Source organism: Pseudomonas sp. GM_Psu_1, from assembly GCF_026544185.1.
GTDB classification, from domain to species: domain Bacteria; phylum Pseudomonadota; class Gammaproteobacteria; order Pseudomonadales; family Pseudomonadaceae; genus Chryseomonas; species Chryseomonas oryzihabitans.
The window spans coordinates 183,284-210,187 of sequence record NZ_JALNUX010000001.1; the positions used below are offsets into that span (position 1 = coordinate 183,284).

Below are 26,904 nucleotides of genomic sequence, written 5' to 3' on the forward strand. Positions count from 1 at the left end.
GTTCGGGTTCCAGGTTCCACCGCTTCGCTGGCCAAAGGGCCGCGCTGAGAACATCGCCACAGCGCGGGCGTCCAAGCCTGAGAGGTCATCACGCCAAGGAAAACCGCCATGCTGCGTCTATCGCTCCTCTGCTGCACCACCCTGCTGAGCACCGCCGTGCTGGCCGAACCCCTTTCCTGCGATCAGCTCAAGGCCGACATCGAGGTCAAGATCCAGTCGGCCGGGGTGACCGCCTATACCCTCGAAGCGGTCCCCAATGCCGAGGTGCGCGATCCCAACATGGTGGTGGGCAGCTGCGCCAACGGGACCTACAAGATCCTCTACCAGCGCAACGACTGAACTCCCGGACCGGGAGACAGACCGTTCATCCGCTGGATGCTTGTACAGTTCCGCCTGGCTTAGTACTGTTTGCGCATACAGTATTTAGCCAAGAGGGTAATGCCATGTCGCCGTTCGCCCGGATTCGCCAAGCTCTGTCCCTTGCCCAGCCCGCGCCGCGCTGGATGGAACGCGAGGATTTCCTGCGCATGAGTCGCCAGCTGCGCGAGCAGAAGGGCCGCCCGCTGACGGTCCGCACCCAGGATCGCAGCCAGGACGACTGGCTCAGCGTGCCTGCCTAGTAGCCCTTCACCCGACCGTGCCGGCCGCTCTGCCAGCCGTGGTCAGAAGGGCGAGCAGATGCCGCGCTCGGAACTCACCAGTTCGCGCGGGCCGTCGTAGAGGGTGATCTGACCCTGGCCAAAGGTGTTCTCGGCCTCCAGGCGATAACGCCGGCCGGCCTGGAAGTCCGGATAGTCCAGTTCCAGATAGCACTGGATCTGCAGCGGTTCGCGCCAGCCGAAGCGCGAACCGAAGCCACCGCCGCCATAGAGTTCGTAGCGATAGCTCACCTTGAGGCTGTGGCTGCCGGGGGTGAGCTGGAAGTAGCGGCCGTCATCGAGACGCTTGCCGTCCTGGGCCTCGGCCAGCAGCGAGGCGCCCACCGCGGGTTCGCGCAGCACCAGATCGACCCACGCCTGGTGGGGATCCTTGGGGGGCAGCGGCGTGGTGCAGCCGCCGAGCAGGAGCAGCAGGGGGACCAGCAGGCGCAGGCGCATGGACGGCGACTCGCGACAGGGAGATCAGCCGAGTCTACACGTCGCCGCAACGACTGGCAGTGCTACGCGCGACTTCCTGGTTGCGCTCGTCATAGAGGCGCGCCCAGGGCCGCCAGCCGGTCTGGCCGGCTTCCAGGCGATAGCGCTCGCCGGCGGCGAAGGCCTTGTAGTTGAGGGTCACCAGGCAGGTGCGCGCCAGCGGATCGGCCACCTGGGCGCCGATGTTGGTGGGCTGCACCTCGAACTGGTAGCGTACCTGCAGATCGTGGCTCCCCGGCCAGACCTGGAAGTAGCGCCTGTCTTCGAGATCCTTGCGGTCGGCGCGCAGGGCTTCCAGCTTGGCCTTGCCGTCGCTGTCCAGATCGATCCAGGCCTGCGCCGGATCCGGCTTGGGCAACGGCCACAGGGAACAGCCACCTAGGAACAGCACAGGCAACAGCAGGCACAGTCTACGCATGACGGCTACAACTCCGGGCAGGGAAGGGCGCGCCACCCAGCCAGGCACCCTGCCTGCGCAACGCACGAGCCGCTGGCTGGCGCTGCTGTCCCTCGTGATCGGACTGAGCGGTTGTACCTCGGTCGGGTACTACGGTCAGATGGTACAGGGCCAATGGGCGCTGATCCGTGATCGCGAGCCCATTGCGACGGTCGTCGCAGATCCCGCGCGACCCGCCGCCCTGCGCGAACGCCTGGCCGTCGCGGCGGCGGCCCGCCGCTTCGCCAGCGCCGAGCTGGCCTTGCCCGACAACGCCAGCTATCGCAGTTTCGTCGAACTCAAGCGGCCCTTCGTGCTGTGGAACGTCTTCGCCACCGCCGAATTCTCCACCCGGCCCACCACCCACTGCTTTCCCATCGCCGGTTGCGTGGCCTATCGCGGCTACTACCAGGAAGCCCGGGCGCGAGGCGAGGCGCAGCGGCTGCAGGCCGAGGGCCAGGACACCTATGTCGGTGGCGTGCCGGCCTATTCGACGCTGGGCTGGTTCAGCGATCCGCTGCTCAGCAGCATGCTGCGCTGGGACGACGATCAGGTGGCGGCGACGATCTTCCACGAACTGGCGCACCAGCGCTTCTATCTGCCCGGCGATACCGCCTTCAACGAGTCCTATGCCACCTTCGTCGAGGGCGAAGGCCTGCGGCAATGGCGCGCCAGTCGCGGTCTACCCCCGCCGGATGCGGGGCGCGAAGCCCGCTACCAGCAATTCCGCGCCCTGCTGCTGACCACCCGCGCCGACCTGGCCCGGCTCTATGCCCAGCCATTGACGGCCGAGGCCAAGCGCGCGGCCAAGGCCTGCCGCTTCGCGCAGTTGCGCAGCGATTACCAGCGGCTGCGCGCCACCCCGGCCTGGCGGGACGACCGCCGCTTCGATGGCTGGATGCAGCAGCCGCTCAACAATGCGCGGCTGGTGCCCTATGGCCTGTACGAACAGTGGGTGCCGGCCTTTGCCGCCCTTTATCGACAGCACCCGGGCAACTGGCCGGCCTTCTTCCATCGGGTCCGGCTGCTGGGCGAGCGCCCGGCGGCCGAGCGCGAGCAGGCGCTCAGGGCGCTGCTCGGGCCGGAGGCAGGCCCCCAGTCCTAGCGCGGTGCCCGCCAGTTGGACCAGGCGGCGACCAGACCCAGAGCCGCCGCCAGAGCCAGTCCCAGCCGCGGGGCCAGGCTGCCATCCAGATGCAGCAGCAGCGCCAGGGCCGCGGCGCCCAGGGCCATGCCGGTCTGCCGCGCCGTGGCCTGGACACCGCCGGTGGCGCCATTGCGACCGGCCGGGGCGGCGGTCAGCATGATCCTGTTGTTGGGCACCTGAAAGAAGCCGAAGCCGATGCCGCCGAGAATCAGGCAGGGGATCAGCAGGGCGGTCGAGCGCTCCAACGGCATGATCGCCGCCGCGGCCAGCCCCAGGGCGATGCCCAGGCCACCAAGCATGCAAAGGCGCTGCGGCGGGTGGCGGTCGGCCAGGCGCCCGGCCACCTGCGCCGAGACGGCCACGGTGAGCGGCCAGGCCAGCATCAGCAGGGCCACCTGCAACGGCACTAGTCCGAGCTGGTGCTGCAGATAGAAAGGCAGGGCGAGAAAGCAGAGCATCTGCGCGGCAAAGGAGCAGACCGAGGCCAGCACCGAGTGGCGCATGGCCGGCAGCCCCAGCAGATCGACCGGCAACAGCGGCGCCGGCAGACCGCGCTCGCGGCGCACCAGCAGCACCAGGCTGGCAGCGGCCAGCAGCAGCAGACCCAAGCCCTGCACCGGCGCGGCGCCGAGGCGCTCCAGACCGCCGATGCCGGCGCAGAACAGCAGGGCGTTGAGCAGCACGCTGAGCGGGTCGAGGCGGCGCTGCGCGCGGGGGCTGTCGGGTAGGTTGTGCACCAGCAGCGCGATCAGCACCGCCACGGGCACATTGACGGCGAACAGCCAGGGCCAGCCACCCAGGGCCAGGATGGCGGCGCCCAGGCTGGGGGCGGCAGCCGACCCCAGAGCCACGCAGAGGGCATTGATGGCGATGCCACGCCCGAGGCGGTCGCGGGGATAGGAGAGGCGGACGATACCGGCGCTGACGCACATGATGGCGGCGGCACCCACCCCCTGTAGCGCCCGCGCAGCCACCAGGCTGGCGAGATCCGGCGCCAGGGCGCAGCCCAGGGAGGCCAGGCCGAAGATCCCGACCCCGGCGGCGAAGACCGGCCGCAGACCGTGACGCTCGGCCACCGCGGCCAGGGGAAACAGCAGCGCCACCAGACTCAGCTGATAGGCGCTGACGATCCAGACCGCCGCCGCCGCCGAGACGTCCAGGGCCTCGGCGATGCTGGGCAGCGCCAGGTTGGCGATGCCGCTGTCCAGCACCGTCATGCTGATGGCCAGCAGCAGGGCGGCCACGGCGCGATAGCGGCGGGGCAGGGGCAGGCCGTCGGTGACGGCGGTGGCGGTGCTCAATCCTCGACCTTCACATGCTGGTCGCTCTCGCCGAGCTTCCAGTAGCCGGCCGCCTTGACCCAGTCCCGCGGCAGTCCCTTGGCCAACAGCGCCTGGCGCGCGGCGCGGGCTTGGGTGGCCTCGCCGGCGATCCAGGCATAGCCTTCGCCTGCCGGCAGCTCCAGCTGCTCCAGGGCCTGCACCAGGGCCTCGGCCGCGGTCTCGCGATAGACCCAGCGGATCTCGGCGGCCGCGGCCGTCGGCAGGGCGATTTCCAGGCCCGGACGGGCCACTTCGGCAACGACTACTACCCGGACGCCGGCTGCCAGCTGCTCCAGGCGGCGAGCGATGGCGGGCAGGGCGGTCTCGTCGCCGGCCAGCAGGTACCAGTCGAAATCCTCGGGCGGCACCAGAGCGCCCTTGGGTCCACCGATGATCAGCTCGGCACCCGGCTGCGCCTGGCGCGCCCAGGTGGTCAGCACCCCGGCTTCATGCAGGTAGAAGTCGATGGCCAGTTCGCCACGGGCGGCATCGTAGTGGCGCGGCGTGTAGTGACGGCCCACCAGCTGTTCGGGGCTGGCGGCGCGAATCGGCGTGGTGTCGGCGGGGACGAAGAGTTTCACGTGCTCGTCGAAGGCCGCGCTCTGGAAATCGGCCAGGTCGCTGCCGCCAAAGGTCAGGCGCAGCAGGTCGCCACCGAGTTCTTCGCGGCGGACGACGGTTGCCCAGCGACGCTTGAGGTCGAAGCGCACGCGCTGGAAAAGGTGAGGGGCACTGGCATCGCCCTCGCGGCTGTGAAAAGATGTCGCCATTGCGGAGGTACCATTCATTGAGGTTCCTCACTATATTCGAGGTAAGCAGCTTTCATGTCAACCGCCGCCGCTATTGCCGAAGCCCTGATGGATCTGAAACGGCAGATGCGCCAACAACTGGATGAGACCCTCAAGGCCTCCGGACTTTCCTTTGCCCGCTACAAGGTGCTCAAGGTGCTGGAACGCCTGGGCCCCTGTCGTCCGGGCGAGGTCGCCGAACAGCTGCGCCATGCGCCGCGCACCCTGACCGATGCCTTCGATGCCCTGGAACGCGACGGCCTGGTCCGGCGCGAGCCCCATCCCCAGGATCGCCGGGCGCTGCTGGTCCATCTCACGGAGCAGGGTCGCCAGGCGCTGGATCAGGCCCAGGTGCCGCGCACCCAGGCCCTGGAAGCGGTCTTCGCGCCGCTGGACGCCACCGAGCAGGCGCAGTTGCTGGCCTATCTGGAGCGGGTGCGGATCCGCAATTGAGCGGCGGGCGAACTCCGCAGCGGTCGTCGCGCTCGAAAGAAGGACCCTACCGAGGAGAGCCCTTCATGAGCGACCAGCGTTCCGATGCCCATCTGGGCAAGACCCCACCCAACGAACCCGCGCTCGACGAGGCGGGACGGCCGGTAGACGTGGTGAAAAAGGACATGGAACAGCCGGAATCGACGCCGACCGATGGCATCGACAAGGTCATCACGCCCACCGATATCAAGACCAAGGAGCAGGAAGCCGAGGAGATCAGCCGTAAGACCGCCGAGGTCGAGCGCAAGCTGGAACGCTGATGCTCCACGTGGAACCTCGGGCCAGCCGGGGGCTGCCACGCGCCAGCGGCCCTGGCCGGTCATAGTCCGTACCAGGGCCCGCCATAGCGATTTTGAACGGGTCAAAAGCAGGTGGGCGCTTTAGCCTGGACGCGGATCATCTCCCTTCAGCGTGAGGAGCACTCTTGGACCAGATCACCTTCATCGAGCAACTCGCCCGCGAGGGCTTCCAGCCGCCGGTACTGGTCGAGCGCGAGGCCCTGGGCCGCCTGGACTCCCATGCTCATCCCTTCGAAGCCAAGGCGCTGGTCGTCCAAGGCGACTTGCACATCCGCACGGCCACGGGCGAGCGCCACTATGGCGTTGGCGAGGTCTTCCACCTGGCCGCCCAGGAGCCGCATTCGGAGCGCTTCGGTGCCGAGGGCGTGCGCTATCTGGCAGGTCGGCGCCTGGCCTAGCCTTCGCTGTCGTTCTTCTCGATGTCCTTGCGCTGGCGATTGAGGATCACGCAGCCGTAGATGCCGCCGCCCAGCAGCAACACGGCGAGGATGGAAAAAAGGGTCATGAAGAGGGAGTCGTTCATCGTGCTCTCCGAAAGCGAGGTCGGAGCAGTCTAGCGATTCGGCCTGTCGCTGCGAACGGCCTTTATGACGCGGTGTTGCCGATGCCAGGCGGCACCGGCAGGCACCTCAGACCCTTAGCCTTCGAGCGTGGCGTTCAGGTTGATCTTGGCGCCCTTGAGCACCTTGGACACCGGGCAGCCTTCCTTCGCCTGGTTAGCGATGGTGGTGAACTGCTCCTGGGTGGCACCGGGGATCTTGGCCTTCATGGTCAGATCGATGGTGGTGATCTCGAAGCCGTCGCCGACCTTGTCCAGGGTCACGTCGGCTTTGGTCTCGATGCGCTCGGGGGTCAGACCGTTCTGGCCCAGCAGCATGGAAAAGGCCATGGAGAAGCAACCGGCATGGGCCGCGCCGATCAGTTCCTCGGGATTGGTACCCGGGGTGTCTTCGAAACGGGTGTTGAAGCCGTAGGCATTGTCCTTGAGCGCGCCGCTCTCGGTGGAGATATGGCCCTTGCCATCCTTCAGACCGCCTTGCCAGACCGCGGAAGCATATTTTTTCATGGAGCGTCTCCGGTTGTGGATGAGAATTCATCTAGAACCAGACGGCAGCCGGTAAGTTCGTTGCAGTCGATCCGGGACCCACGTGGTCAACCCTTTTCGACCATCCCTGGAGGCCCCCATGAACTATCGCAATCTAGGCCGCACCGGTCTGAAGATCTCGCCCCTCTGCCTCGGCTGCATGACCTATGGCGTCCCCGAGCGCGGCAATCACCCCTGGACCCTGCCGGAAGACCAGAGCCAGCCGCTGCTGAAGAAGGCGCTGGACCTCGGCATCAACTTCTTCGACACCGCCAACAGCTACTCCGACGGCACCAGCGAAGAGATCGTCGGCCGCTTTCTCAAGGCCAACGCCGTGCGCGAGGAGATCGTGCTGGCGACCAAGGTGTACTTCCCGCTGCGCGACAAGCCCAATGTCGGCGGCCTGTCGCGCAAGGCGATCTTCGCCGCCATCGACGCCAGCCTGCAGCGGCTGGGCACCGACTATGTCGACCTCTACCAGATCCACCGCTGGGACTATCACACCCCCATCGAGGAGACCCTCGAAGCCCTGCACGACGTGGTCAAGGCGGGCAAGGCGCTGCACATCGGTGCGAGCAGCATGTATGCCTGGCAATTCGCCAAGGCGCTGCACACGGCGGAACGCCATGGCTGGACAAAATTCGCCACCATGCAGAACCACCTCAATCTGCTCAATCGCGAAGAGGAGCGGGAGATGCTGCCGCTGTGCCGCGACGCCGGCATCGGCGTGATCCCCTGGAGTCCGCTGGCCCGCGGCCGCCTGACCCGCGACTGGGACGCCAGCACCGCGCGCACCGAAAGCGACGCCTTCGGCAAGACGCTCTATACCGCCAGTGAGGAATCCGATCGGCAGATCGTCGCCGCCGTGGCGCGCATCGCCGAAGCCCGTGGCGTACCCCGTGCCCAGGTGGCCCTGGCCTGGCTGCTGCAGAAGCCAGGGATCGACGCACCCATCGTCGGGGCGTCCAAGCCGCAGCATCTGGAGGATGCGGTGGCGGCGCTGGAGCTGCGCCTGAGCGAAGAAGAGATCGGTGCCCTGGAAGCGCCCTATGTGCCGCATCCGGTGGTGGGGTTCAGCTAAATACGCGAGCAGCCCTCACCCCGGCCCTCTCCCGGAGGGAGAGGGGGAAGAGCGGGATGGCGCGAGGAATGAGTTCCGGCGCTCAGGCCGTCACGAAGCTTGATCTCTGGGCTCTAGCTCCCCTCTCCCTCAAGGAGAGGGGCCGGGGGTGAGGGCCCCTTCACTCCGACCTCGACTTTTCAGACTGCCCCTGCCCATGCGCGAGGAGTCGCTAGCTCCCCTCTCCCTGAGGGAGAGGGGCCTGGGGTGAGGGCGTCCGGACTCAGGCGTACTGGTCGGCGATCTGGCGTTCAGCGCTGGCCAGGGCCGCGTTCTTGGCTTCGTCGCCATAGGCCAGGCCTTCAGCGCGGACGATCTGGACATCGGTGATGCCGAGGAAGCCCAGCAGCAGCTTCAGATAGTCTTCGTGGGCGATGCCGGTGGGCTTGCCGGCATGGATGCCGCCCGCGGTAGCGACGATGATCGCCTTCTTGCCTTCACAGAGACCCACCGGACCGGCTTCGCTGTAGCGGAAGGTGGTGCCGGCCACGGTGATGCGGTCGATCCAGGCCTTGAGCTGGGTCGGGATGGTGAAGTTGTACATGGGGGCGCCCAGCACCAGGACATCGGCGGCGAGGAATTCCTGCAGGGCGCGGGCATTGCGCTCGGCTTCGTCGCGCTGTTCGGCGCTGCGCTGCTCGCCGGGGGTGGCACCGGCGGCCAGGCTGGCGGCGGAGAAGTGCCCCAGGGCGTCGTGGGCGAGGTCATGGTAGCTGACCTCCAGTCCGGGGGTAGCGGCCTTGAGGGCGGCGACCACCTTGGCGGTCAGGGCACGGGAGGCGGAGTGATCACCGAGGATGCTGGAATCGATGTGCAAGAGTTTCATGTGCGGTAGTCCTGTAGGGTTCGACGCGATGAGCCCAGACTACCGATAAGACGATCGGCTGATTAGTCGCCTAGAATGCGATGCTTCGTCCCATGGATAGGACAATCGTCCATGCAAGACCTCAATGATCTCGCCTACTTCGCCAAGGTGGTGGAAGCCGGTGGCTTCGCCGCCGCCGGGCGGCTGCTGGGCATTCCCAAGTCGCGGCTGTCCCGGCGCATCGCCGAGCTGGAGACGCGCCTGGGCGCGCGGCTGCTGCAGCGCACCACCCGTACCCTGACCCTGACCACCCTTGGCGAGCGCTACCTGGTGCACTGCCAGGCGCTGCTGCGCGAGGCGGAGAGCGCCGCCGAGACGGCGGCCAGCCTGTCCAGCGAACCGCGCGGCCCGCTGCGCGTGTCTTGCCCGGTGGCCCTGGCGCAGCAGTACCTGCCGGAGGTGGTGACGCAGTTCCTCGCGCGTTATCCCCAGGTGCAGCTGGACATGCTGCTGGTCAATCGGCGGGTGGACATCATCAACGAAGGGGTGGACGTCGCCCTGCGCGTGCGGGACCTCGCCGACGAGGAGCCGGGGCTGGTGGTGCGGCGGTTGCGTCAGGCCGCGGTGGTGCTGGTGGCGACTCCCGAATTGCTCGCCGGCCGGTCCCTGGATACACCGGAAGCCCTGCTGGGCCTGCCGCTGCTCGGCGCGCTCGAAGTGGATCGCAAGGTGCATCTGCGTCTGGTGGGCCCCCAGGGCGAACGGCGCGAACTGGTCCTGGAGGCCCGGTTGGGCATCGACGACTTCGGTGTCCGCAAGACCGCCGCCCTGGCCGGTCTCGGCTACACGGTGCTGCCGCTGATCTACTGCCAGGCCGAGCTGGCCGAAGGCCGCCTGCAGCGCCTGTTGCCGGACTGGTCCATCCCCGGTGGCCATCTGCAGGCCGCCTACGCCCACCGTCGCGGCCAACTGCCGGCCGTGCGAGCCTGGCTGGAGCATCTGGAGGCCAGTCTCCAGACGCACGACGGGGCGCCGGTCTAGCTTAGGACTGTCCAGTCCTTATTCGGTCTGTATTTGGTTCTCTGGTGTGCCACTGGTAGTCTGATGGGCGATCTATTACTGCCTGGGTCATCTCCGTCGGGAAACCCAGGCATTCGGCCCCAGAGGACATCCGATGAAAACCGAAACCATCAGCTACTTGAAGCGCCATGCGGCCAATCTGGATCTCGACGAGCCCATGATCGTTACTCAGAACGGGGTACCGGCCTATGTCGTCGAGTCCTATGCGGAGCGCCAGCGCCGCGACGAGGCCATTGCCCTGGTCAAGTTGCTGGCCATGAGCTCGCGTGAGGATGACGAGGGACAGCATCAAACCGCTGCGCAGATCAAGGATCGCCTGGCTGGGCGTTTCTCAGGAGCGTGAATGAGCGTGACGCTACGGTTTACCGAGTGCGCCACCCTGAGTCTGGAAGATCAGATCCATCATCTGGCCGATCACACCAGCCAGCAGAAGGCGCTCGCCAGGGTTATCGGGCTGATCGAAGCCGTCGAGAGCCAGCTGCCAGCAGCGCCCATGGCTTTTCCCGTCAGCCGCCAGGCCAGTGAATTGGGCGTACTGCATTACCGTGAATTCAGTCATGACGGTTTCCGGGTCTTCTACGAGATCAAGGCTGCGGAACAGGCGGTGGTCGTGCTGCTGGTACTCAGGCAGAAGCAGAGCGTGGAAAAGGCGCTGATCCGCTACTGCCTGTTGCGCTAGACCACCGTCGCCCAGGCCGAGGCGAGCAGCAGCGCCGCCATCCCCAGGTTGAAGCCGCGCCAGGCGCGGGTCGATTTCAGACCATGCGCCGCGACCCGGCCGAGCAGGGCCCAGAGGCCCAGGCAGGGTACGGACACCAGCAGGAACACCAGGGCCAGCACCAGCACCTGGTGCCAGAGATCGGCACCGGGTTCGGCATAGACGGTCACCACCGCCAGCGCCATGCTCCAGCTCTTGGGGTTGAGCACCTGCAATCCGGCTGTGCCGCCGAAACCGAGGCGGGCACTGTCGTCCGCCACCGCGGGCGCCCCGGCGCGGGCCAGTTGCCAGGCCAGCCAGCTCAGCCAGAGCACCCCGGCCCAGGCCAGGGCGCGCTGCCAGTCGGGGTGTTGCGCCAGGGTTTGGCCGAGTCCGAAACCCACCACCAGCACCAGGGCCACCGCGCCCAGGCTGCCGCCCAGCACCAGCGGCAGGCTGGCTCGGGCGCCATGGCGCGCGCTGTGGCCGAGGATGAGCACATTGGTCGGCCCCGGGGTGATGGAGGCGACCAGGGCGAACAGCAGAAAGGGCAGCAGGGACATGGGGGACTCCCGAGAGGACTGAGCCACCAGGGTCGCAAGCCTTGCCGCTAGCGGTCTGGAAGATTCGAGCAGCGCGCGCGATAGGCCGCCGGGGTCAGGCCATAGGCGCGGCGGAACCAGCGCCCCAGGTGACTCTGGTCGGCGAAGCCCAGGGCGGCCGCGGTCTCCGCCGGCGACAGACCATCGGCCAGCAGGCGGCGTGCACGCGACAGGCGCAGCTGTACCAGATAGGCATGGGGCGCCAGGCCGAAGGCGGCCTTGAAGGCGCGGGTCAGGCGGAATCTGTCCACCCCGGCGGCCCTGGCCAGCTCCTCAAGGCCGATGTCTTCATGGTGATGGGCATGCAGGAAGTCGCGAGCGCGCAGGGCCACCTGGGGCAGCCGCGGATCGCCGGCCTGGGGCGCGCGCCATTGCAGTTGCGGCAGGAGGCGCAGTAGCAGGGCGTCCAGCGCGCTCTGGCGGACGATGCGCAATTCCGGACGACTCAGGACCTCATGGGCCCAGGCCACGGCGCGATGCAGCTCGGCCTGCGCCACCAGGGTCCGGGCAAAGCCGGGTTCGCCCAGGGGTCGGCCGTCGCCATGCAAGCCCTGCAGCTCGCGCGCCAGCCACTGGGGATCGAGATAGAGCATGGAATAGGTGAAGCCCTCGGCTTCCGGCGCCTGGCCGTCGTGTAGTTCGCCGGGCTCCAGCAGAAAGACCTGGCCGGGGGTGCTCAGGTGGCGCTGGCCGCGGCAGTGGAATTGCTGCAGGCCCTGCTCGGTGTAGCCCACCAGATAGGCGTCGTGCCAGTGCGGGTCATAGGCATGGCCCTCGAAATGGGCGCGCAGGGTCTCGATGCCGGTCTCGGCGTCCTGCTGCAGCTGGATCCAGTGATCGTCGGCCATGGCGAGAGAAGGGGGCTTTCGGGCCTTTCAGTCTAGTTACTGACCTGATGTCGGTCTGGAAGATTCGTGCAGCCCTAGCGTCCCAACCGCGCGGGCAGCTCCCGTGCCAGGTGGCGGATCAGTTCCGACAATCGGCGCGGCACGTGGCGCTGCTGGCGGTGCACCGCATAGATGGCCGCCGCCGATGCCTCGTGATCGGTCAGCAGCGGCACCAGGGCGCCGCTGACGATCAGCTCGGCCACGTCCCATTCCGATCTCAGGATCAGCCCGTGGCCCTCCAGCGCCAGACGCACCACCACCTCGCCATCGTTGCTGCTCAGGCTGCCGCGGACCTTCTGGGCGAAATGCTGGCCGCCCTTGGTGAAGCGCCAGACGGCGTAGTCGCCGGCGTCCTGGCGCAGCACCAGGCAGTTGTGGTGCGCCAGGTCGGCCACGCTTTCCGGCACGCCGGCCCGGGCCAGGTAGCTGGGGGCGGCGCAGAGCAGGCGGCGGTTGTCCAGCAGGCGATGGGCGATGACCCGGGCGTCCGGCGGCTCGCCGACGCGGATGTCCAGGTCGAAGGGGCCGTCCAGCAGATTCACCGGATGACTGGAAAGGTGCAGGTTGAGCTCCAGCTCGGGATGACGGCGGGCGAAGTCCGACAGCAACGGCGCCAGGTGGCGGCGGCCAAAGCCAAAGGTGGCGTTGAGATTGAGCGTGCCACTCAGGGGCGCATCGGGTCGGCCAACCGCGGCCTCGAGATCCTCCAGCTGAGTCAGCAGCGGACGGGCGCCTTCCAGATAGCGCAGGCCTTCCGGGGTCAGGTCCAGGCGTCGCGTGGTGCGGCGGATCAGCTGCACGCCCAGCCGGCGCTCTAGGGCGGTGAGTCTCTTGCTGACGGCCGCCAGCGACAGGCCCAGTTCCCGGGCGGCGGCGGTCAGGCTGGGGTGGCCAGCCAGGCGGACAAAGAAGGCGAGGTCATCGGCGGACAAGATTCTTGATCCCAGGTTAAGAATGGCTTTCCCTGTGGCGGGATTGTACGCCCCTGGCGCAGGACTACACTGGGTCCATCTCACCCAGACTGCCGGAGAACCTCCATGCAAGCGTCCAAGCTCCACAAGATCGCGGTCATCGCCGGAGACGGCATCGGCAAGGAAGTCATGCCCGAAGGCATCCGCGTGCTGGACGCCGCCGCCCGCCGCTTCGGACTCTCGCTGCAGTGGGACCACTTCGACTTCGCCAGCGCCGAGTACTACCAGGCCCATGGCAAGATGCTGCCGGACGACTGGTTCGAGACGCTCAAGGACTACGACGCCCTCTACTTCGGCGCCGTCGGTTGGCCGGACGTGGTACCCGACCACATCTCCCTCTGGGGCTCGCTGCTGCAATTTCGCCGCCGCTTCGACCAGTACGTCAACCTGCGGCCTTGCCGGCTGATGCCTGGGGTCAAGGCGCCCCTGGCCAATCGTCAGCCGGGCGACATCGACTTCTATGTGGTGCGCGAGAACACCGAAGGGGAGTATTCCAGCGTCGGCGGCATCATGTTCGAGGGCACCGAACGCGAGGTGGTGATCCAGGAAACGGTGATGACCCGTCACGGCACCGACCGCATCCTCAAGTTCGCCTTCGACCTGGCCCAGCAGCGGCCGCGCAAGAAGCTGACCTCGGCCACCAAGTCCAACGGCATCGCCATCACCATGCCCTGGTGGGACAAGCGCGTGGAAGAGATGGGCAAGGCCTATCCGGAGGTGGCGGTGGACAAGTTCCACATCGACATCCTCACTGCCAACTTCGTCCTGCACCCGGACTGGTTCGACGTGGTGGTGGCCAGCAATCTGTTCGGCGACATCCTCTCCGACCTGGGTCCGGCCTGCACCGGCACCATCGGCATCGCGCCCTCGGCCAACATCAATCCGGAACGCACCTTTCCCAGCCTGTTCGAGCCGGTGCACGGCTCGGCGCCGGACATCGCCGGGCGGGGCATCGCCAATCCCATCGGCCAGATCTGGTGCGGCGCCATGATGCTGGAACACCTCGGCCATGCCGAGGCCGGCGCTGCCGTGGTGGCGGCCATCGAGGCGGTGCTGCGCCAGGGTCCCGAGCAGGCACCCCTGACCCGCGACCTCGGCGGTCAGGGCACCACCGAAAGCCTGGGGCAGGCCATCGCCGCGGCCTTGACCTGAGATGGACGGTCTCTTCGCGGGATTCGAACAGCGGCGGCTGAGCGTCAACGGCGTCGAGCTCAATTGCCGCGTCGGCGGTCAGGGCCCGGCGCTGCTGCTGCTCCACGGTCATCCGCAGACACTTGTCATGTGGCACAAGGTAGCGCCGCGGTTGGCCGAGCGCTTCACCCTGGTGGCCGCCGATCTACGCGGCTATGGCGACAGCGCCAAGCCGGAGGCGGGTGCCGAGGCGTACAGCAAGCGTACCCTGGCGCGGGACAACGTCGAGCTGATGCGCCGGCTGGGCCATGAGCGCTTCGCCGTGCTGGCCCACGACCGCGGCGCCCGGGTCGCCCATCGCCTGGCGCTGGATCATCCCGCGGCGGTGGAGCGGCTGCTGCTGCTGGACATCGCGCCGACCCTGGCCATGTATCGGCAGACCGACGAGGCCTTCGCCCGCGCCTACTGGCACTGGTTCTTTCTGATCCGCCCGGCGCCGCTGCCGGAGCGGTTGATCGAAGCCGATCCGGAAGGCTATCTCAAGGGCGTGATGGGTACCCGCAGCGCTGGCCTGGCGCCCTTTCCGCCGGAGGTGCTGGCCGAATACCTGCGCTGCCTGAGCCTGCCCGGCACTGCCCGTGGTATCTGCGAGGACTATCGCGCCAGCGCCGGGATCGACCTGGCGCATGACCAGGCCGATCTGGATGCCGGGCGCCGGCTGGAATTGCCGCTGCGCATACTCTGGGGTGCGGAAGGCACCGTGGGGCGCTGCTTCGATCCCCTCGCCGAATGGCGCCAGGTGGCCACCCAGGTCAGCGGCCGCGCCTTGCCGGGCGGGCATTACCTGGCGGAAGAGCTACCGGATCTGGTGGTAGAGGAGGCCCTGGCCTTCTTTGGTTGACGCGGTGACTGCAAAGGAGTGTTGCATCATCTGGCTGTAACAAAGTGTGACGTTATCGAGGTCGAGCGGGTCTATTCGTGAAATTTTCGTGAAAAGAGACCTCGATGAACGCTCCACTCTTCGCTTCCACCTGGCAGTGGCGCCGCCTGGCGCTGTGCCAGGGACTGGCTCTGGGCCTGTTGCTGCTCTGGCTGATTCCGGGTGTGCGCAGCCAGCTGCTGGCCTTCGACGCCGGGTTGTTCCATGCCCTCAACGCGCCCCTGGCCCAGTCCACCGCCTGGCTCTACCTCTGGACCTTCTTCAGCCTGAGACCGGTGGATGCCCTCGTTGGCCTGGTGCTGCTGGCGCTCCTGGTCCGTGGCGGCTGGGCCTATCCGGCCCGGCAGGTGCGCCCGGCGCTGGCGGCCTTCATCGGCCTGCTGGTGATCCTGCTGATCGTGCGAACGCTGTTGACCAAGGGCATCGAAGCCTGGGGTTTGCAGCATTCCAGTCCGTCCGATGTGCTCTCGGGCGCCTATCTGCTCAGCGATCGCTTTCCCGGACTGGAGCACGGCTGGGAATTGAAGGACAGATCCGGCGCCAGCTTTCCCGGCGACCATGCCTCGGTGCTGCTGCTCTGGGCGCTGTTCATGGCGCATTTCACCCGCGGCGGACGCCGGTTGATGGTGGCCGCGCTGGCCGTGCTGTTCATGCTGCCGCGCCTGGTGGCCGGCGCCCACTGGGGCTCGGATGACTATATCGGCGGTCTGGCGCTAGCCCTGGCCGTCATTAGCCTGGGCCTGCATACGCCGCTGGCGGCCGTCTTCGCCCGCCAGGGTGAGCGCCTGCTGACGCCGCCGTTGCGGAGTCTGGGCCGGTTGCCGCTGCTGGGTCGGCTGAGTCTGCTGCGGCCCTAGCGCCTGCTAGCCGCGTGGCTGGGCCAGGGCTGGCAGCAATTGCTGGTCGATGGCCTGGCGCACCGCCGGCAGCAGCGCCGCGCTGCCGGACAGCAATTCCTGGATCAACTGCCGCAAGGCCTGGGCGCGCTCCTGGTTGAGTCCCGTCACCGCCTGGCGGCAGGCCTCGTCCGCGGTGGCCGCGGGCGTTACGTTGAAACCCAGCGCACGCAGGCGGTCGCGGAAGTCGTCCTGGTCGATCAAGTCGGCGATCATCATGGTGCTGCCCTCTCCGGTGGAATGCCTGGATTCTCCCATCGGCGTCGCAGACGGCAAGCCGGGCTGGCGTCGCCGCATAGCCGGATGTCGTTTTTGGAAAGCGTCGCGCCCGCCAGCCAGGCAATGTAGGTTTATTACGACGTCATGCCCGGACAATCTGCCGCAGGGTCAAGAGCGACGTTCGCGGTTAGAATGGCGCCTATCAACGACATTTTCCGGTTGTTCGCCACCAGAGTCGAGCAACCCCCGGTTACACACTGAGGCCCATCAGGGCGTTTGAACCTCTTCCGTCTCCAGCGGTTGAGGTTTTTTTTTGTCTTTTGCCAGGTCAGCAGGGGGCAGGGCGCCCAGTTCGCCCGCGAGAAAGCGCTCCAGGGCCTCGCGCAGCGCCTCGGCCCGCCGACCCTGGGCGCGCAGGGCGCCGTGCAGCAGACCGGCGCCTTGCCACAGGCGACCGGGCGTTCCGCCGGCACGCAGGGCGGCGATATAGGCGCGGCCATGGTCGGCCAGGGGATCGCGCCGGGCCACGGCGACAAAGGCCGGCGCCAGTCCACTGCAATCGCTAGCCTCCAGGGGCAGGGCGAGAGATTCCCGGCGCTGCGCCTGGCGAGGCAGATAGACCTCCAGACACGCCCGCCAGTCGGCCGTGCTCAGCAACGGCGCCGCGGCCTGCCGGCGTTCGCTGGGCAGCACCCGCGCGGTCAGCGCCGGATAGATCAGCGCCTGGGCCCGGGGCTGGGCACGCCCTTGCTGCCGCAACGCCAGGCATAGGGCGGCGGCGAGATTGCCGCCGGCACTGTCGCCGGCCACCGCCAGCCGGGTCGGGTCCAGCCCCAGTGTCGGGGCGTGCTGCTGCAGCCAGTCCCAGGCCTGGCGGGCATCGTTCAGAGCGGCGGGATAGGGATGCTCCGGCGCCAGGCGATAGTCCACCAGCAGAACCGCCAGCCCCAGTCGCCGCGCCAGCCGCGCCGCGAGAAAACCGTGGGAATCCAGATCGCCGAGCATCCAGCCGCCGCCATGCAGATAGAGCAGGGCGGGACGGTCAGCGGTGGGCTCCCGCGGCGCCACCAACCGCAATGGCACGTCGCTGGCGCGGTGATCGCTGACCGCCAGGCCCTGATAGTCAGCCGGCGCCAAGGCGGCGCAGAGTCGGGCGTAGGCCTGGCGCTGAGCCTGAAAGTCCGGGTCGGCCGTGGCGAAGGCCTGGCTGGCCGCGACGAAGGCGGCCATGTCCGCCGACAGCGGTGGCTGGCTCATCGTTGCAGCACGCGAATCCGGGAATGCAATTCGTCTCTGTCGACATAGCAGCCCTGGAAGTGACGCGCGCCGCTGGCAGGGTCGAATTCATCCCTGGCATGCAGGGCGCGTCTGTTGTCGAAACACCACAGCTGACCCGCTTCGAGTCGGTGTCGATAGCGGAAGCGAACGTCGCGCGTCAGGGTGATGAAGCGACGGTAGGCGCGGTAGAGCAGCGGCATGGTGGCGGGCAGGGTGCTGAAGGGGCCACGCAGGAAATTCGCCATGCGGATTTCCGTCACCTCCTGGTTTTCGCCCAGGGCAATGATGGGCGCCTGGTAGCGATAGTCAGAAGACCTGCCCCGATTGCGGAATTCGATGGGCAGGGTGGTGAGGATCTCGAAGGACTGCGGGTCTTCTTCCCTGAGCACTTCCGCCAGTTTGAATCCATCAACGAAGGTGCTGCTGCCGCCGCGTGCGTCGTTGACCAGGCAGTGCAGGAATTGCAGACCGGGTTGCAACTCGCGGGTCGGCAGATCGGTATGCAGCGGGAGGTTGAAGGCGGTATAGGCGTTGCTGTCCGCATCGACCTTGGACTGGACATCGAAGAGCGTGCCGAAATTGCTTTCCCGGATGAAGGAAATGCGTTTCGCCACGGGGACGAGCGCGCCGCTTTCGGTAGGCACGCCGTGGATCAGGGACAGGCCGGTATCTCTCACTGCCAGCAGCCAGGCCAGCAGCGCGGCGTCGTCGGCCATTACGTCGGTGTAATGGAAGGCTGGAACAGCCAGGCTGCTGTCCCAGAGCCTTTTCTTCGGCTTCAGCCGTTCCCGTTCAGCGAGGGATTCCTCGTCATAGGCGTGGGCGCGCAACCAACCCGCGTCGTAGGTACTGGCATGCCCGTCTTGCCAGAGGATGTCCAGATTGCCGTCGTCCGTGAGGGTCACCCGGGCGGCCTGAATGTCTTCGGGAATATCCAGGATCTCGACGACCTGCTCGCGGGTAACGGAATAGACACAGCGCGAGCAGGGGCAGTTGTCCCTGAGCCAGAGCAGGTGGTAGGGACTGGTTCGGCCGTCCAGCCAAAGCACCGTGACCTGAGTGTCATCCTCCAGGGCGCTGCGTATCGGGCTGATGACCTTGTAGGTACTGAAGTCGGCGATGGCGCTCATGTCAGGGTGACTCCGCTGGATCCTTGGGGTCGTTGGTCATTTTCTCGCGGGCGGCAGGCCGATGACCCGCCCAACGTGCTCCGGCCAGGGCGCGTCCCGCTGCGCCGCCAGCCGGGTCGCCAGCCAGTCGTGTACCCGCGGCGCGAAGGGCGCGGAGCGGGGGCCGTCCAGATGGACGTGCAGGAGTAGTTGTTCGGAGGCGGCCAGCAGCTCGGTCTGCCCCTGGTGATGGAGCCCGAAGTGCAGGTGCAGGCGCTTGGCATCCAGCGCCAGGAATCTCGCCCGCACCTCCAGCTGGGCGTCCGCCTTCACCTCATGGAGGAAGTTGAGATGGCACTCCAGGGTGAATAGCGAGTGCCCGCTGGCGGCGCGGCCGGCGGCGTCCAGGCCCATGGCGTCCATCAGGGCGTCGGTGGCGTGGCTGAAGATCAGCAGGTAGTAGGCGTCGCGCAGATGGCCGTTGTAGTCGACCCACTCGGGGGCGACGGTGGTGCTGTGGATCAGCATGACCCTTCTCCTAGTCCCGAATCCCGTGGCGTGTCTTGCAGTCGGCGATGGCCGCCTGCACCGCCAGCAGGCAGTCGTCGCGATAGCGCTCCAGCGCCGCCAGTTCCAGGTCGCCCTGCTGGGCCTGGGTGCCCTCGACCACGGCGTCGATCAGGCCGTCGGTCAGCTCCGGGGCTTCCAGGTAGGTCCAGGGCAGTTTCAGGGCCGGGCCGAATTGCTGCATGAAGTGGCGCATGCCCGCCGGGCCGCCAGCCAGGGTGTAGGTGAGGAAGGTGCCCATGAACGACCAGCGCAGGCCGGCGCCATAGCGGATGGCGTCGTCGATCTCGCCGGTGGTGGCGACGCCGTCGTTGACCAGGTGCAGCGCCTCGCGCCACAGGGCTTCGAGCAGGCGGTCGGCAATGAAGCCGGGCACCTCCTTGCGCACCCGCAGCGGCCGCATGCCCAGCTCGCGATAGAAGGCCTCGGCGCGCTCCAGGTTGGCCGTCGAGGTCTGGCTGCCACCCACCACCTCCACCAGCGGCAGCAGGTAGACGGGGTTGAAGGGATGGCCCACCAGGCAGCGCTCGGGGTGCTGGGCGTCGGCATAGAAGTCACTGGGCAGCAGACCCGAGGTGCTGGAGCAGATCAGGGCGTCGGGCCGCGCTGCCCGGCTGACCCGGGCATGGAGGTCGCGCTTGAGCTCCAGACGCTCGGGTGCACTTTCCTGGATGACGTCGGCAGTGGCCACCGCGGCTTCCAGGTCGGTATGGAAGCTCAGGCGCTCCAGGCTGGCGCCGGGCGCCAGGCCCTGGGCTTCCAGGGCCGGCCAGGCATTGGCCAGGCGGGTGCGCAGGGCGGCCTCGGCGCCGGGCGCCGGGTCCCAGGCGCGGACGTCCAGGCCGCGGGCCAGGGCCCGGGCGATCCAGCCGGCGCCGATCACGCCGGTGCCCAGGGCGGCGAAGACGGCGCTCATCGGGCACCTCCCAGCTGCATGCGGTCACGCCCTTCGGCCGGGCTCAGAGCGCGTCCGCCCAGCCGTTCGATGATCTGGATGACCCGCTCCACCAGGCTGCCGTTGGTGGCGTGGACGCCCCGGTCCAGCCAGAGATTGTCCTCCAGGCCGACGCGGACGTTGCCGCCCAGCAGCATGGCCTGGGTGGCCATGGGCATCTGCATCCGGCCGATGCCGAAGCCGGCCCAGCAGGCGCCCGCCGGCAGGTTGTCGACCATGGCCTTCATGGTGGTGGTGTCGGCCGGGGCGCCCCAGGGAATGCCCAGGCACAGCTGGAACAGCGGATCCTTCAGCAGGCCCTCCTTGAGCAACTGCTTGGCGAACCAGAGGTGGCCGGTGTCGAAGATCTCCAGCTCGGCCTTCACCCCCAGTTCGGTGATGCGCCTGGCCCCGGCGCGCAGTTGCGCGGGGGTGGAGACATAGATGAAGTCGCCATCGCCGAAGTTGAGGGTGCCGCAATCCAGGGTGCAGATGTCCGGACGCAATTCCTCGACGTGCAGCAGGCGGGTGAGGGGACCGACCAGGTCCGAGCCGGGGCCGAAGTCGGTGGGCGTCTCGCCCGGGCCGATCTCCAGGTCGCCGCCCATGCCGGCGGTGAGGTTGATGACGATCTCGGTGTCCGCCTCGCGGATGCGCTCGACCACCTCGCGATAGAGCGCCACGTCGCGACTCGGCTTGCCGGTGGCGGGATCGCGCACATGGGCGTGCACCACGGTGGCGCCGGCGCGGGCCGCCTCCAGGGCGGCGGCGGCGATCTGCGCCGGGGTAACGGGGACATGGGGATTGCGGCCTACGGTATCACCGGCGCCGGTCAGGGCGCAGGTGACGATGACATCGGTGTTCATGGGGTCTGTCCTTGGGCGATCAGAGCTTGAGAGCGGCGGGCTGGCCGGTACGGGTGGTCACGCCCTGGAGAAAGGCGTCGAGGCGTTGCGGGTTGTCCTTGAGCCAGGCGCGGGCGGCGTCCTTGGGCGCGGTGCGCTCCAGGATGGGCGCCATCACGGCACTGACCTCGGCACTGTCCATGTGCAGATTGCTGAGCAGGCGCTGGACGTTGGCGCAGCGCTGCGGATAGTCGGCGGTGGTCACCACCGAGACCGTGGCCTGGCCTTCGTTGGGGCCGAAGACGTCTTCGCTGCCGGTCAGGTAGCGCATCTTGATCTGCAGGTTCATCGGATGCGGCTTCCAGCCGAAGAAGACGATCCATTCCTTGCGCTTCTCGGCGCGGCGCACGGCGGTGAGCATGCCCGCCTCGCTGGACTCCACCAGCTGGAAGTCCTTGAGGCCGAAACGGTCGGTCTTGATCATCTCGGCGGTGCCGCGGTTGGCGCCGCTGCCTGGCTCGATGCCGTAGATCTTGCCGCCGAGCTTGTCCTTGAAGCGGGCGATGTCGGCAAAGGTCTTCAGGCCCCCCTCGTAGACGTACTCGGGCACCGCATAGGTGGACTGGGCATCGGCCAGCAGCGGCGGATTCAGCACCTTGACCTGGCCCTTGTCGACGAAGGGCTGCACCACCGGCTGCATGGTCGGTTGCCAGTAGCCGAGGAACACATCGAGATTCTTGTCGCCCATGGCCGCCATGATGATCTGCTGGGAGGCGGTGGTCGGCTTCACGCCGTAGCCGAGGCCTTCGAGCATGACCTCGGCCAGGGCGCTGGTGGCGACCACGTCGGTCCAGCCGACGATGCCCATCCGTACCGTCTGGCAGCTGTCGGGATCGGCGGCGCGGGCGCTGCCAAGGGTGGCGGCCAGCAGGCCGCAGGCGAGGAGGGTGGCACTGAGGGTCTTGTTGGGCATGACGAACTCCCTGGGGCGGCGGGCGGGGATGACTGCCGGTTGCCTTCTACCCTAGGCGCCTCGCCCCGCCGCCATGTGCAGCCCGACGACCGGAATTTGCACCCTGGCGACCTTCTTGCTTGCCCAAGCCAACCGTTACCGAGGACGCCCCACCCATGCCGCAGTCCTTTGCCTTTCTCCTGCTGCCCGGCTTTTCCGCCCTGGGCTTCATCGCCACCCTGGAACCCCTGCGGGTGGCCAACCGCTTTCGCCCGGGCAGCTACCGCTGGCGCATCCTCGGTCGCGAGGGCGCGGCGGTGACCGCCAGCAACGGCATGTCGGTCAATGTCGACAGTGGCCTCGATGCCCTGGAAGCGGGCACCACCCTGTTCGTGGTGGCCGGTTTTGAGCCCCTGGCCCATTACGACGACGGCCTCGCCAGCTGGCTGCGCCAGGTCGCCCGCCACGGCCATCCCCTGGGCGGGATCGACACGGGTGCCCTGGTGCTGGCGCGTGCCGGGCTGCTGGACGGCCATAGGATCACCCTGCACTGGGAGGCGGTGGCGGCCTTTCGCGAAGCCTGGCCGCAGCTCGAGGTGACCGGCGAGCTGTTCGAGATCGACCGCGGCCGCATCACCTGCGCCGGCGGCACGGCCAGCCTCGACCTGCTGCTGGAACTGATCGGCCGCAGCCACGGCAGCGAACTGGCGGTGCAGGTCTCCGAGCAATTCGTGCTCGGGCGCATTCGCCCGCCGCGCGAGCACCAGCGGCTGCAGGTGGCGCAGCGCTACGGTATCGCCAATCGCAAGCTGATCCGCGTGGTGGAGCGCATGGAGCGCCACACCGAGACGCCCCTGGGCACCCTGGAACTGGCCGCCGGCATCCAGGTGACCCGCCGCCAGCTGGAGCGGCTGTTCCGCCTCCACCTGCAGACGACCCCCTCCACCTTCTATCTGCAGTTGCGCCTGGACCGGGCCCGCCAGCTGCTGCAGCAGGGGGAGGCCAGCGTGCTGGACGTCGCCCTGGCCTGCGGCTTCGAGTCCGCGTCCTATTTCTCCCGCTGCTACCGCCAGCGCTTCGGCCTGAGTCCGCGGGAAGACCGACCGCACCGGTCGTCGGCGCCGGAGCTTGCGGCGGCGGCTGCCGGCCTGCCGCCGGGGTAGGCCGACCCGCTCACTGACGCTTCTGGTGATACCCCTGTCGTTTTTGCATCCGGTCGGCCAGGACCCCGGGGCTATGCTGGCCTCGAATCGCCGGCACCCGTTCCGGCGCGAGACCAACGCCGGAGCCCGTCATGAATGCCACCGAACTCCACGCCGACAGCATCGTCATCGACGGGCTGATCATCGCCAAGTGGAACCGCGAACTCTTCGAAGACATGCGCAAGGGTGGCCTGACCGCCGCCAACTGCACCGTCTCGGTATGGGAGGGCTTCCAGGCCACGGTCAACAACATCGCCGCGAGCCAGAAGCTGATCCGCGAGTGCAGCGACCTGGTGGTCCAGGTGCGCACCACCGCCGAGATCCGCCAGGCCAAGGCCCAGGGCAAGACCGGCATCCTGTTCGGCTTCCAGAACGCCCATGCCTTCGAAGACCAGATCGGCTACGTCGAGATCTTCAAGCAGCTCGGCGTGGGCATCGTGCAGATGTGCTACAACACCCAGAACCTGGTGGGCACCGGCTGCTACGAGCGTGACGGCGGCCTGTCCGGCTTCGGTCGCGAGATCGTCGCCGAGATGAACCGCGTCGGCATCATGTGCGACCTCTCCCACGTCGGCTCCAAGACCAGCGAGGAAGTCATCCTCGAATCCAAGAAGCCGGTCTGCTACTCCCACTGCCTGCCGTCCGGCCTGAAGGAGCATCCGCGCAACAAGTCGGACGCGGAACTCAAGTTCATCGCCGACCACGGCGGCTTCGTCGGCGTGACCATGTTCGCCCCCTTCCTGGCCAAGGGCATCGACTCGACCATCGACGACTACGCCGAGGCCATCGAGTACGTGATGAACCTGGTGGGTGAAGACTCCATCGGCATCGGTACCGACTTCACCCAGGGCCACGGCCATGACTTCTTCGAGTGGCTGACCCATGACAAGGGCTACGCCCGTCGCCTGACCAACTTCGGCAAGATCGTCAACCCGCTGGGCATCCGCACCGTGGGCGAATTCCCCAACCTGACCGAGACCCTGCTCAAGCGCGGCATGCCCGAGCGCACCGTGCGCAAGGTCATGGGCGAGAACTGGATGCGCATCCTCGGCGAAGTCTGGGGCGAGTAGTGAATACCTCTGGAGCCTACTGCGCACACCGCTAGCGGCGTCGCGTCCTCGCGCCAGGTTCGCCGTACCTCGGTACTGCTCTCACCTGGCGCTGCGGGACTCCTTGCCAGCGGCGCGCTCGCTACGGCTCCACAGGCATTCACCCACACCTTTTTTTAGATACGTATTAGCGAATCGGAGCTCCACACATGGCCAGCCACGCCCCCGAAATGCCCATCCAGGTCGACGACGAAACCGGCGTCTGGACCACCGACGCCTTGCCGATGCTGTACGTACCCCGGCACTTCTTCGTCAACAACCACATGGGCATCGAAGAAGTCCTGGGCGCCGACAAATACGCCGAGATCCTCTACAAGGCCGGCTACAAGTCCGCCTGGCACTGGTGCGAGAAGGAAGCCGAGTGCCATGGCATCCACGGCGCCGCGGTGTTCGAGCACTACATGAAGCGCCTGTCGCAGCGCGGCTGGGGCCTGTTCGAGACTCAGAAGCTGGACCTGGACACCGGCCATGCCGAGGTCAAGCTCAAGCACTCCGCCTTCGTCTACGTCTACGGCAAGGTCAATCGCAAGGTCGACTACATGTTCACCGGCTGGTTCTCCGGCGCCATCGACCAGATCCTGGCCGCCAAGGGCAGTGCCATCCGCACCGTCACCGTCCAGGAATACAGCGGTTCCGAAGAAGGCCATGACGACGGCCTGTTCGTCACCCGGCCGAAGTAACGTCCCGCCCCCGGGTGGCCGCCGACCCGCTTGCCGCCACCCAGCGACACCCCAGAGCAAGAGCGCGGCTCAAGACCGCGCACCAGCCGATCGAGGAGAAGGTCATGGCCTTCGAAGCAATGTTCCAGCCGATCCAGATCGGCAAGCTCACCATCCGCAACCGCGTACTCTCCACGGCCCACGCCGAGGTCTATGCCACCGACGGCGGCATGACCACCGAGCGCTACGTCAAGTATTACGAAGAGAAGGCCAAGGGCGGCATCGGCCTGGCCATCTGCGGGGGCTCCTCGGTGGTCGCCATCGACAGCCCGCAGCACTGGTGGAGTTCGGTCAACCTGTCCACCGACCGCATCATTCCGCACTTCCAGAATCTGGCCGACGCCATGCACAAGCACGGCGCCAAGATCATGATCCAGATCACCCACATGGGGCGCCGTTCGCGCTGGGACGGCGGCCACTGGCCGACCCTGATGTCGCCGTCGGGCATCCGCGAGCCCGTACACCGCGCCACCTGCAAGACCATCGAGCCGGAAGAGATCTGGCGGGTAATCGGCAACTTCGCCCAGGCGGCCCGCCGCGCCAAGGCCGGCGGCCTGGACGGCGTCGAGCTGTCCGCCGTGCACCAGCACATGATCGACCAGTTCTGGTCGCCGCGGGTCAACAAGCGCACCGACGAATGGGGCGGCAGCTTCGAGAACCGCATGAGATTCGGCATGGAGGTGCTCAAGGCCGTGCGTGCCGAGGTCGGTGACGACTTCTGCGTCGGCATGCGCATCACCGGCGACGAATTCCACCCGGACGGTCTGTCCCACGACGACATGAAGCAGATCGCCAAGTACTACAGCGACACCGGCATGCTCGACTTCATCGGCGTGGTCGGCTCGGGGTGCGACACCCACAACACCCTGGCCAACGTCATCCCCAACATGACCTATCCGCCGGAGCCCTTCCTGCACCTGGCGGCGGGCATCAAGGAAGTGGTCAACGTACCGGTGCTGCACGCCCAGAACATCAAGGACCCGAACCAGGCCACCCGTATTCTCGAGGGCGGCTATGTCGACATGGTCGGCATGACCCGCGCCCACATCGCCGATCCGCACCTGATCACCAAGATCAAGATGGGACAGATCGACCAGATCCGTCAGTGCGTCGGCGCCAACTACTGCATCGACCGCCAGTACAACGGCCTGGACGTGCTGTGCATCCAGAACGCCGCCACCAGCCGCGAATACATGGGCCTGCCGCACATCATCGAGAAGTCCACCGGGCCCAAGCGCAAGGTGGTCATCGTCGGCGGCGGCCCGGCCGGCATGGAGGCCGCGCGCGTCTCGGCCGAGCGCGGCCATGACGTCACCCTGTTCGAGAAGCAGGAGCAACTCGGCGGCCAGATCACCCTGGCATCCCGTGCCCCGCAGCGCGACCAGATCGCCGGCATCACCCGCTGGTACCAGCTGGAACTGGCGCGCCTGGGCATCGACCTGCGCCTGGGCACCGCCGCCGATCCGGCGACCATCCTCGACCTGCGCCCGGACATCGTCATCCTTGCCAACGGTGGCCATCCCTTCCTGGAACAGGTCGATCACTGGCACGCCGCCGACGGCCTGGTCGTCAGCAGCTGGGACATCCTTTCGGGCAAGGTCGAACCGGGCAAGAACGTGCTGGTGTACGACACCATCTGTGAATTCACCGGCATGTCGGTGGCCGACTACCTGGCCGACAAGGGCGCCCAGGTCGAGATCGTCACCGACGACATCAAGCCGGGCGTGGCCATCGGCGGGACCACCTTCCCGACCTACTACCGCAGCCTCTATCCCAAGGAAGTGATCATGACCGGCGACCTGATGCTGGAAAAGGTCTATGCCGAGGGCGACAAGAAGGTCGCGGTGCTGGAGAACGAATACACCGGCGCCCGCGAAGAGCGCGTGGTCGACCAGATCGTCATCGAGAACGGCGTGCGCCCGGACGAGGGGCTCTACTACGCCCTCAAGGAAGACTCGCGCAACAAGGGCCAGATGGACATCGAGGCGCTGTTCGCCATCGAGCCGCAGCCGGCGCTGGGCGAGACCGGCAACGGTTACCTGCTCTACCGGATCGGCGACTGCGTGGCCCAGCGCAACACCCACGCCGCCATCTACGACGCCCTGCGCCTGTGCAAGGACTTCTAAGACACGCCCCG

The 26,904-nt window shown here is 67.4% G+C and carries 34 protein-coding genes; 17 read left to right on the top strand and 17 right to left on the bottom strand.

Annotated features, from left to right (window positions below; all coding sequences use genetic code 11):
- Nucleotides 1–108 precede the first annotated feature (108 nt).
- The gene (locus OXS31_RS00855) at nt 109–339 is read left to right on the top strand and encodes a DUF1161 domain-containing protein (RefSeq protein WP_027597286.1); all 231 of its coding nucleotides are present in this window, start codon (nt 109–111) and stop codon (nt 337–339) included.
- A gap of 104 nt (nt 340–443) precedes the next feature.
- Nucleotides 444–620 (top strand): hypothetical protein, encoded by a 177-nt coding sequence (locus OXS31_RS00860; protein WP_007160219.1) that lies wholly within the window; start codon nt 444–446, stop codon nt 618–620.
- A 42-nt stretch (nt 621–662) separates the two neighbouring features.
- On the opposite strand, the gene OXS31_RS00865 is transcribed toward OXS31_RS00860, so the two are convergent.
- Together OXS31_RS00865 and OXS31_RS00870 are read right to left on the bottom strand one after the other, a co-directional pair.
- The gene (locus tag OXS31_RS00865) at nt 663–1,097 is read right to left on the bottom strand and encodes a hypothetical protein (protein WP_007160220.1); all 435 of its coding nucleotides are present in this window, start codon (nt 1,095–1,097) and stop codon (nt 663–665) included.
- A 34-nt stretch (nt 1,098–1,131) separates the two neighbouring features.
- Nucleotides 1,132–1,554 carry a hypothetical protein gene (locus tag OXS31_RS00870; RefSeq protein WP_007160221.1) on the bottom strand — a complete coding sequence of 141 codons (423 nt, stop codon included), beginning with the start codon at nt 1,552–1,554 and terminating at the stop codon, nt 1,132–1,134.
- Between OXS31_RS00870 and OXS31_RS00875 the strand changes: the two genes are divergently transcribed.
- Nucleotides 1,553–2,677: an aminopeptidase gene (locus tag OXS31_RS00875; RefSeq protein WP_144954629.1), complete on the top strand. Its 1,125-nt coding sequence runs from the start codon at nt 1,553–1,555 to the stop codon at nt 2,675–2,677. The two genes, OXS31_RS00870 and OXS31_RS00875, sit on opposite strands and share 2 nt — an antisense overlap.
- On the opposite strand, the gene OXS31_RS00880 is transcribed toward OXS31_RS00875, so the two are convergent.
- A complete protein-coding gene (locus OXS31_RS00880; RefSeq protein WP_144954626.1) occupies nt 2,674–4,020 on the bottom strand; it encodes an MFS transporter in 1,347 nt (448 codons plus the stop codon). The genes OXS31_RS00875 and OXS31_RS00880 overlap by 4 nt on opposite strands.
- Nucleotides 4,017–4,811, bottom strand: coding sequence for a siderophore-interacting protein (locus OXS31_RS00885; RefSeq protein WP_144945405.1), 795 nt, complete (start codon nt 4,809–4,811; stop codon nt 4,017–4,019). The genes OXS31_RS00880 and OXS31_RS00885 overlap by 4 nt, the downstream gene beginning before the upstream one ends.
- Nucleotides 4,812–4,865: 54 nt before the next feature.
- Here OXS31_RS00885 and OXS31_RS00890 point away from each other — a divergent pair, with 54 nt between their 5' ends.
- The 3 genes from OXS31_RS00890 (at nt 4,866) to OXS31_RS00900 (ending at nt 6,018) form a co-directional block, all read left to right on the top strand.
- Nucleotides 4,866–5,282 carry a MarR family transcriptional regulator gene (locus OXS31_RS00890; RefSeq protein WP_027597291.1) on the top strand — a complete coding sequence of 139 codons (417 nt, stop codon included), beginning with the start codon at nt 4,866–4,868 and terminating at the stop codon, nt 5,280–5,282.
- 65 nt (nt 5,283–5,347) lie between these two features.
- A complete protein-coding gene (locus OXS31_RS00895) occupies nt 5,348–5,581 on the top strand; it encodes a hypothetical protein (protein WP_037007495.1) in 234 nt (77 codons plus the stop codon).
- A 164-nt stretch (nt 5,582–5,745) separates the two neighbouring features.
- Entirely contained in the window at nt 5,746–6,018 is a 273-nt protein-coding gene (locus OXS31_RS00900) for a hypothetical protein (RefSeq protein ID WP_027597293.1), read from the top strand.
- On the opposite strand, the gene OXS31_RS00905 is transcribed toward OXS31_RS00900, so the two are convergent.
- Together OXS31_RS00905 and OXS31_RS00910 are read right to left on the bottom strand one after the other, a co-directional pair.
- Nucleotides 6,015–6,143 carry a hypothetical protein gene (locus tag OXS31_RS00905; protein WP_007160228.1) on the bottom strand — a complete coding sequence of 43 codons (129 nt, stop codon included), beginning with the start codon at nt 6,141–6,143 and terminating at the stop codon, nt 6,015–6,017. The two genes, OXS31_RS00900 and OXS31_RS00905, sit on opposite strands and share 4 nt — an antisense overlap.
- Before the next feature lie 114 nt (nt 6,144–6,257).
- Complete coding sequence (locus OXS31_RS00910; protein ID WP_007160229.1) at nt 6,258–6,686, bottom strand: OsmC family protein; 429 nt, start codon at nt 6,684–6,686, stop codon at nt 6,258–6,260.
- Nucleotides 6,687–6,804: 118 nt separating this feature from the next.
- Between OXS31_RS00910 and OXS31_RS00915 the strand changes: the two genes are divergently transcribed.
- Nucleotides 6,805–7,785, top strand: coding sequence for an aldo/keto reductase (locus OXS31_RS00915; RefSeq protein WP_007160230.1), 981 nt, complete (start codon nt 6,805–6,807; stop codon nt 7,783–7,785).
- A gap of 262 nt (nt 7,786–8,047) precedes the next feature.
- On the opposite strand, the gene OXS31_RS00920 is transcribed toward OXS31_RS00915, so the two are convergent.
- Nucleotides 8,048–8,650 (bottom strand): NAD(P)H-dependent oxidoreductase, encoded by a 603-nt coding sequence (locus OXS31_RS00920; RefSeq protein WP_181084783.1) that lies wholly within the window; start codon nt 8,648–8,650, stop codon nt 8,048–8,050.
- A 111-nt stretch (nt 8,651–8,761) separates the two neighbouring features.
- On the opposite strand from OXS31_RS00920, the gene OXS31_RS00925 reads away from it, so the two are divergent.
- The 3 genes from OXS31_RS00925 to OXS31_RS00935 all read left to right on the top strand — a co-directional run bounded on the left by OXS31_RS00925 (nt 8,762) and on the right by OXS31_RS00935 (nt 10,388).
- On the top strand, nt 8,762–9,670 hold the full coding sequence (locus OXS31_RS00925) for a LysR substrate-binding domain-containing protein (RefSeq protein ID WP_074583265.1): 909 nt from the start codon (nt 8,762–8,764) through the stop codon (nt 9,668–9,670).
- A 133-nt stretch (nt 9,671–9,803) separates the two neighbouring features.
- The gene (locus OXS31_RS00930) at nt 9,804–10,052 is read left to right on the top strand and encodes a type II toxin-antitoxin system Phd/YefM family antitoxin (RefSeq protein WP_027597296.1); all 249 of its coding nucleotides are present in this window, start codon (nt 9,804–9,806) and stop codon (nt 10,050–10,052) included.
- The gene (locus OXS31_RS00935) at nt 10,053–10,388 is read left to right on the top strand and encodes a type II toxin-antitoxin system RelE/ParE family toxin (protein ID WP_108582247.1); all 336 of its coding nucleotides are present in this window, start codon (nt 10,053–10,055) and stop codon (nt 10,386–10,388) included. It abuts the gene before it with no gap.
- Here OXS31_RS00935 and OXS31_RS00940 read toward each other — a convergent pair.
- From OXS31_RS00940 to OXS31_RS00950, 3 genes are all read right to left on the bottom strand, one after another.
- Nucleotides 10,385–10,969 carry a LysE family translocator gene (locus tag OXS31_RS00940; RefSeq protein WP_027597298.1) on the bottom strand — a complete coding sequence of 195 codons (585 nt, stop codon included), beginning with the start codon at nt 10,967–10,969 and terminating at the stop codon, nt 10,385–10,387. The two genes, OXS31_RS00935 and OXS31_RS00940, sit on opposite strands and share 4 nt — an antisense overlap.
- Before the next feature lie 47 nt (nt 10,970–11,016).
- Entirely contained in the window at nt 11,017–11,856 is an 840-nt protein-coding gene (locus OXS31_RS00945; protein ID WP_027600567.1) for an AraC family transcriptional regulator, read from the bottom strand.
- Nucleotides 11,857–11,930: 74 nt separating this feature from the next.
- The gene (locus OXS31_RS00950; RefSeq protein ID WP_074583259.1) at nt 11,931–12,827 is read right to left on the bottom strand and encodes a LysR family transcriptional regulator; all 897 of its coding nucleotides are present in this window, start codon (nt 12,825–12,827) and stop codon (nt 11,931–11,933) included.
- Nucleotides 12,828–12,932: 105 nt separating this feature from the next.
- Here OXS31_RS00950 and OXS31_RS00955 point away from each other — a divergent pair, with 105 nt between their 5' ends.
- From OXS31_RS00955 to OXS31_RS00965, 3 genes are all read left to right on the top strand, one after another.
- Nucleotides 12,933–14,018 (top strand): tartrate dehydrogenase, encoded by a 1,086-nt coding sequence (locus OXS31_RS00955; protein ID WP_144954617.1) that lies wholly within the window; start codon nt 12,933–12,935, stop codon nt 14,016–14,018.
- Between the two features lies 1 nt (nt 14,019).
- Nucleotides 14,020–14,898: an alpha/beta hydrolase gene (locus OXS31_RS00960; protein WP_027597302.1), complete on the top strand. Its 879-nt coding sequence runs from the start codon at nt 14,020–14,022 to the stop codon at nt 14,896–14,898.
- Nucleotides 14,899–15,002: 104 nt separating this feature from the next.
- Nucleotides 15,003–15,794 (top strand): phosphatase PAP2 family protein, encoded by a 792-nt coding sequence (locus OXS31_RS00965; RefSeq protein WP_042135101.1) that lies wholly within the window; start codon nt 15,003–15,005, stop codon nt 15,792–15,794.
- A 6-nt stretch (nt 15,795–15,800) separates the two neighbouring features.
- On the opposite strand, the gene OXS31_RS00970 is transcribed toward OXS31_RS00965, so the two are convergent.
- The 7 genes from OXS31_RS00970 to choX form a co-directional block, all read right to left on the bottom strand.
- Nucleotides 15,801–16,052, bottom strand: coding sequence for a hypothetical protein (locus OXS31_RS00970; protein ID WP_007160239.1), 252 nt, complete (start codon nt 16,050–16,052; stop codon nt 15,801–15,803).
- 267 nt (nt 16,053–16,319) lie between these two features.
- Nucleotides 16,320–17,309: an alpha/beta hydrolase gene (locus OXS31_RS00975; RefSeq protein ID WP_260984937.1), complete on the bottom strand. Its 990-nt coding sequence runs from the start codon at nt 17,307–17,309 to the stop codon at nt 16,320–16,322.
- Nucleotides 17,306–18,460, bottom strand: coding sequence for a gamma-butyrobetaine dioxygenase (locus OXS31_RS00980; protein ID WP_267397204.1), 1,155 nt, complete (start codon nt 18,458–18,460; stop codon nt 17,306–17,308). The genes OXS31_RS00975 and OXS31_RS00980 overlap by 4 nt, the downstream gene beginning before the upstream one ends.
- Before the next feature lie 36 nt (nt 18,461–18,496).
- Nucleotides 18,497–18,967, bottom strand: a complete 471-nt coding sequence (locus tag OXS31_RS00985) for a thioesterase family protein (RefSeq protein ID WP_144954611.1) — start codon at nt 18,965–18,967, stop codon at nt 18,497–18,499.
- A 10-nt stretch (nt 18,968–18,977) separates the two neighbouring features.
- Nucleotides 18,978–19,922, bottom strand: coding sequence for an L-carnitine dehydrogenase (locus OXS31_RS00990; RefSeq protein ID WP_027597307.1), 945 nt, complete (start codon nt 19,920–19,922; stop codon nt 18,978–18,980).
- Nucleotides 19,919–20,806, bottom strand: a complete 888-nt coding sequence (locus tag OXS31_RS00995) for a 3-keto-5-aminohexanoate cleavage protein (protein ID WP_144954609.1) — start codon at nt 20,804–20,806, stop codon at nt 19,919–19,921. The genes OXS31_RS00990 and OXS31_RS00995 overlap by 4 nt, the downstream gene beginning before the upstream one ends.
- 19 nt (nt 20,807–20,825) lie before the next feature.
- The gene (choX, locus tag OXS31_RS01000; RefSeq protein WP_144945374.1) at nt 20,826–21,758 is read right to left on the bottom strand and encodes a choline ABC transporter substrate-binding protein; all 933 of its coding nucleotides are present in this window, start codon (nt 21,756–21,758) and stop codon (nt 20,826–20,828) included.
- Nucleotides 21,759–21,913: 155 nt separating this feature from the next.
- Here choX and OXS31_RS01005 point away from each other — a divergent pair, with 155 nt between their 5' ends.
- From OXS31_RS01005 to dgcA, 4 genes are all read left to right on the top strand, one after another.
- Nucleotides 21,914–22,900: a GlxA family transcriptional regulator gene (locus OXS31_RS01005; protein ID WP_042135111.1), complete on the top strand. Its 987-nt coding sequence runs from the start codon at nt 21,914–21,916 to the stop codon at nt 22,898–22,900.
- Between the two features lie 131 nt (nt 22,901–23,031).
- Nucleotides 23,032–24,009, top strand: a complete 978-nt coding sequence (locus tag OXS31_RS01010) for a dipeptidase (RefSeq protein ID WP_027597310.1) — start codon at nt 23,032–23,034, stop codon at nt 24,007–24,009.
- A gap of 188 nt (nt 24,010–24,197) precedes the next feature.
- On the top strand, nt 24,198–24,728 hold the full coding sequence (locus OXS31_RS01015) for a DUF5943 domain-containing protein (RefSeq protein WP_027597311.1): 531 nt from the start codon (nt 24,198–24,200) through the stop codon (nt 24,726–24,728).
- A gap of 104 nt (nt 24,729–24,832) precedes the next feature.
- Entirely contained in the window at nt 24,833–26,893 is a 2,061-nt protein-coding gene (gene dgcA, locus OXS31_RS01020; protein WP_027597312.1) for a dimethylglycine demethylation protein DgcA, read from the top strand.
- Nucleotides 26,894–26,904: the final 11 nt, after the last annotated feature.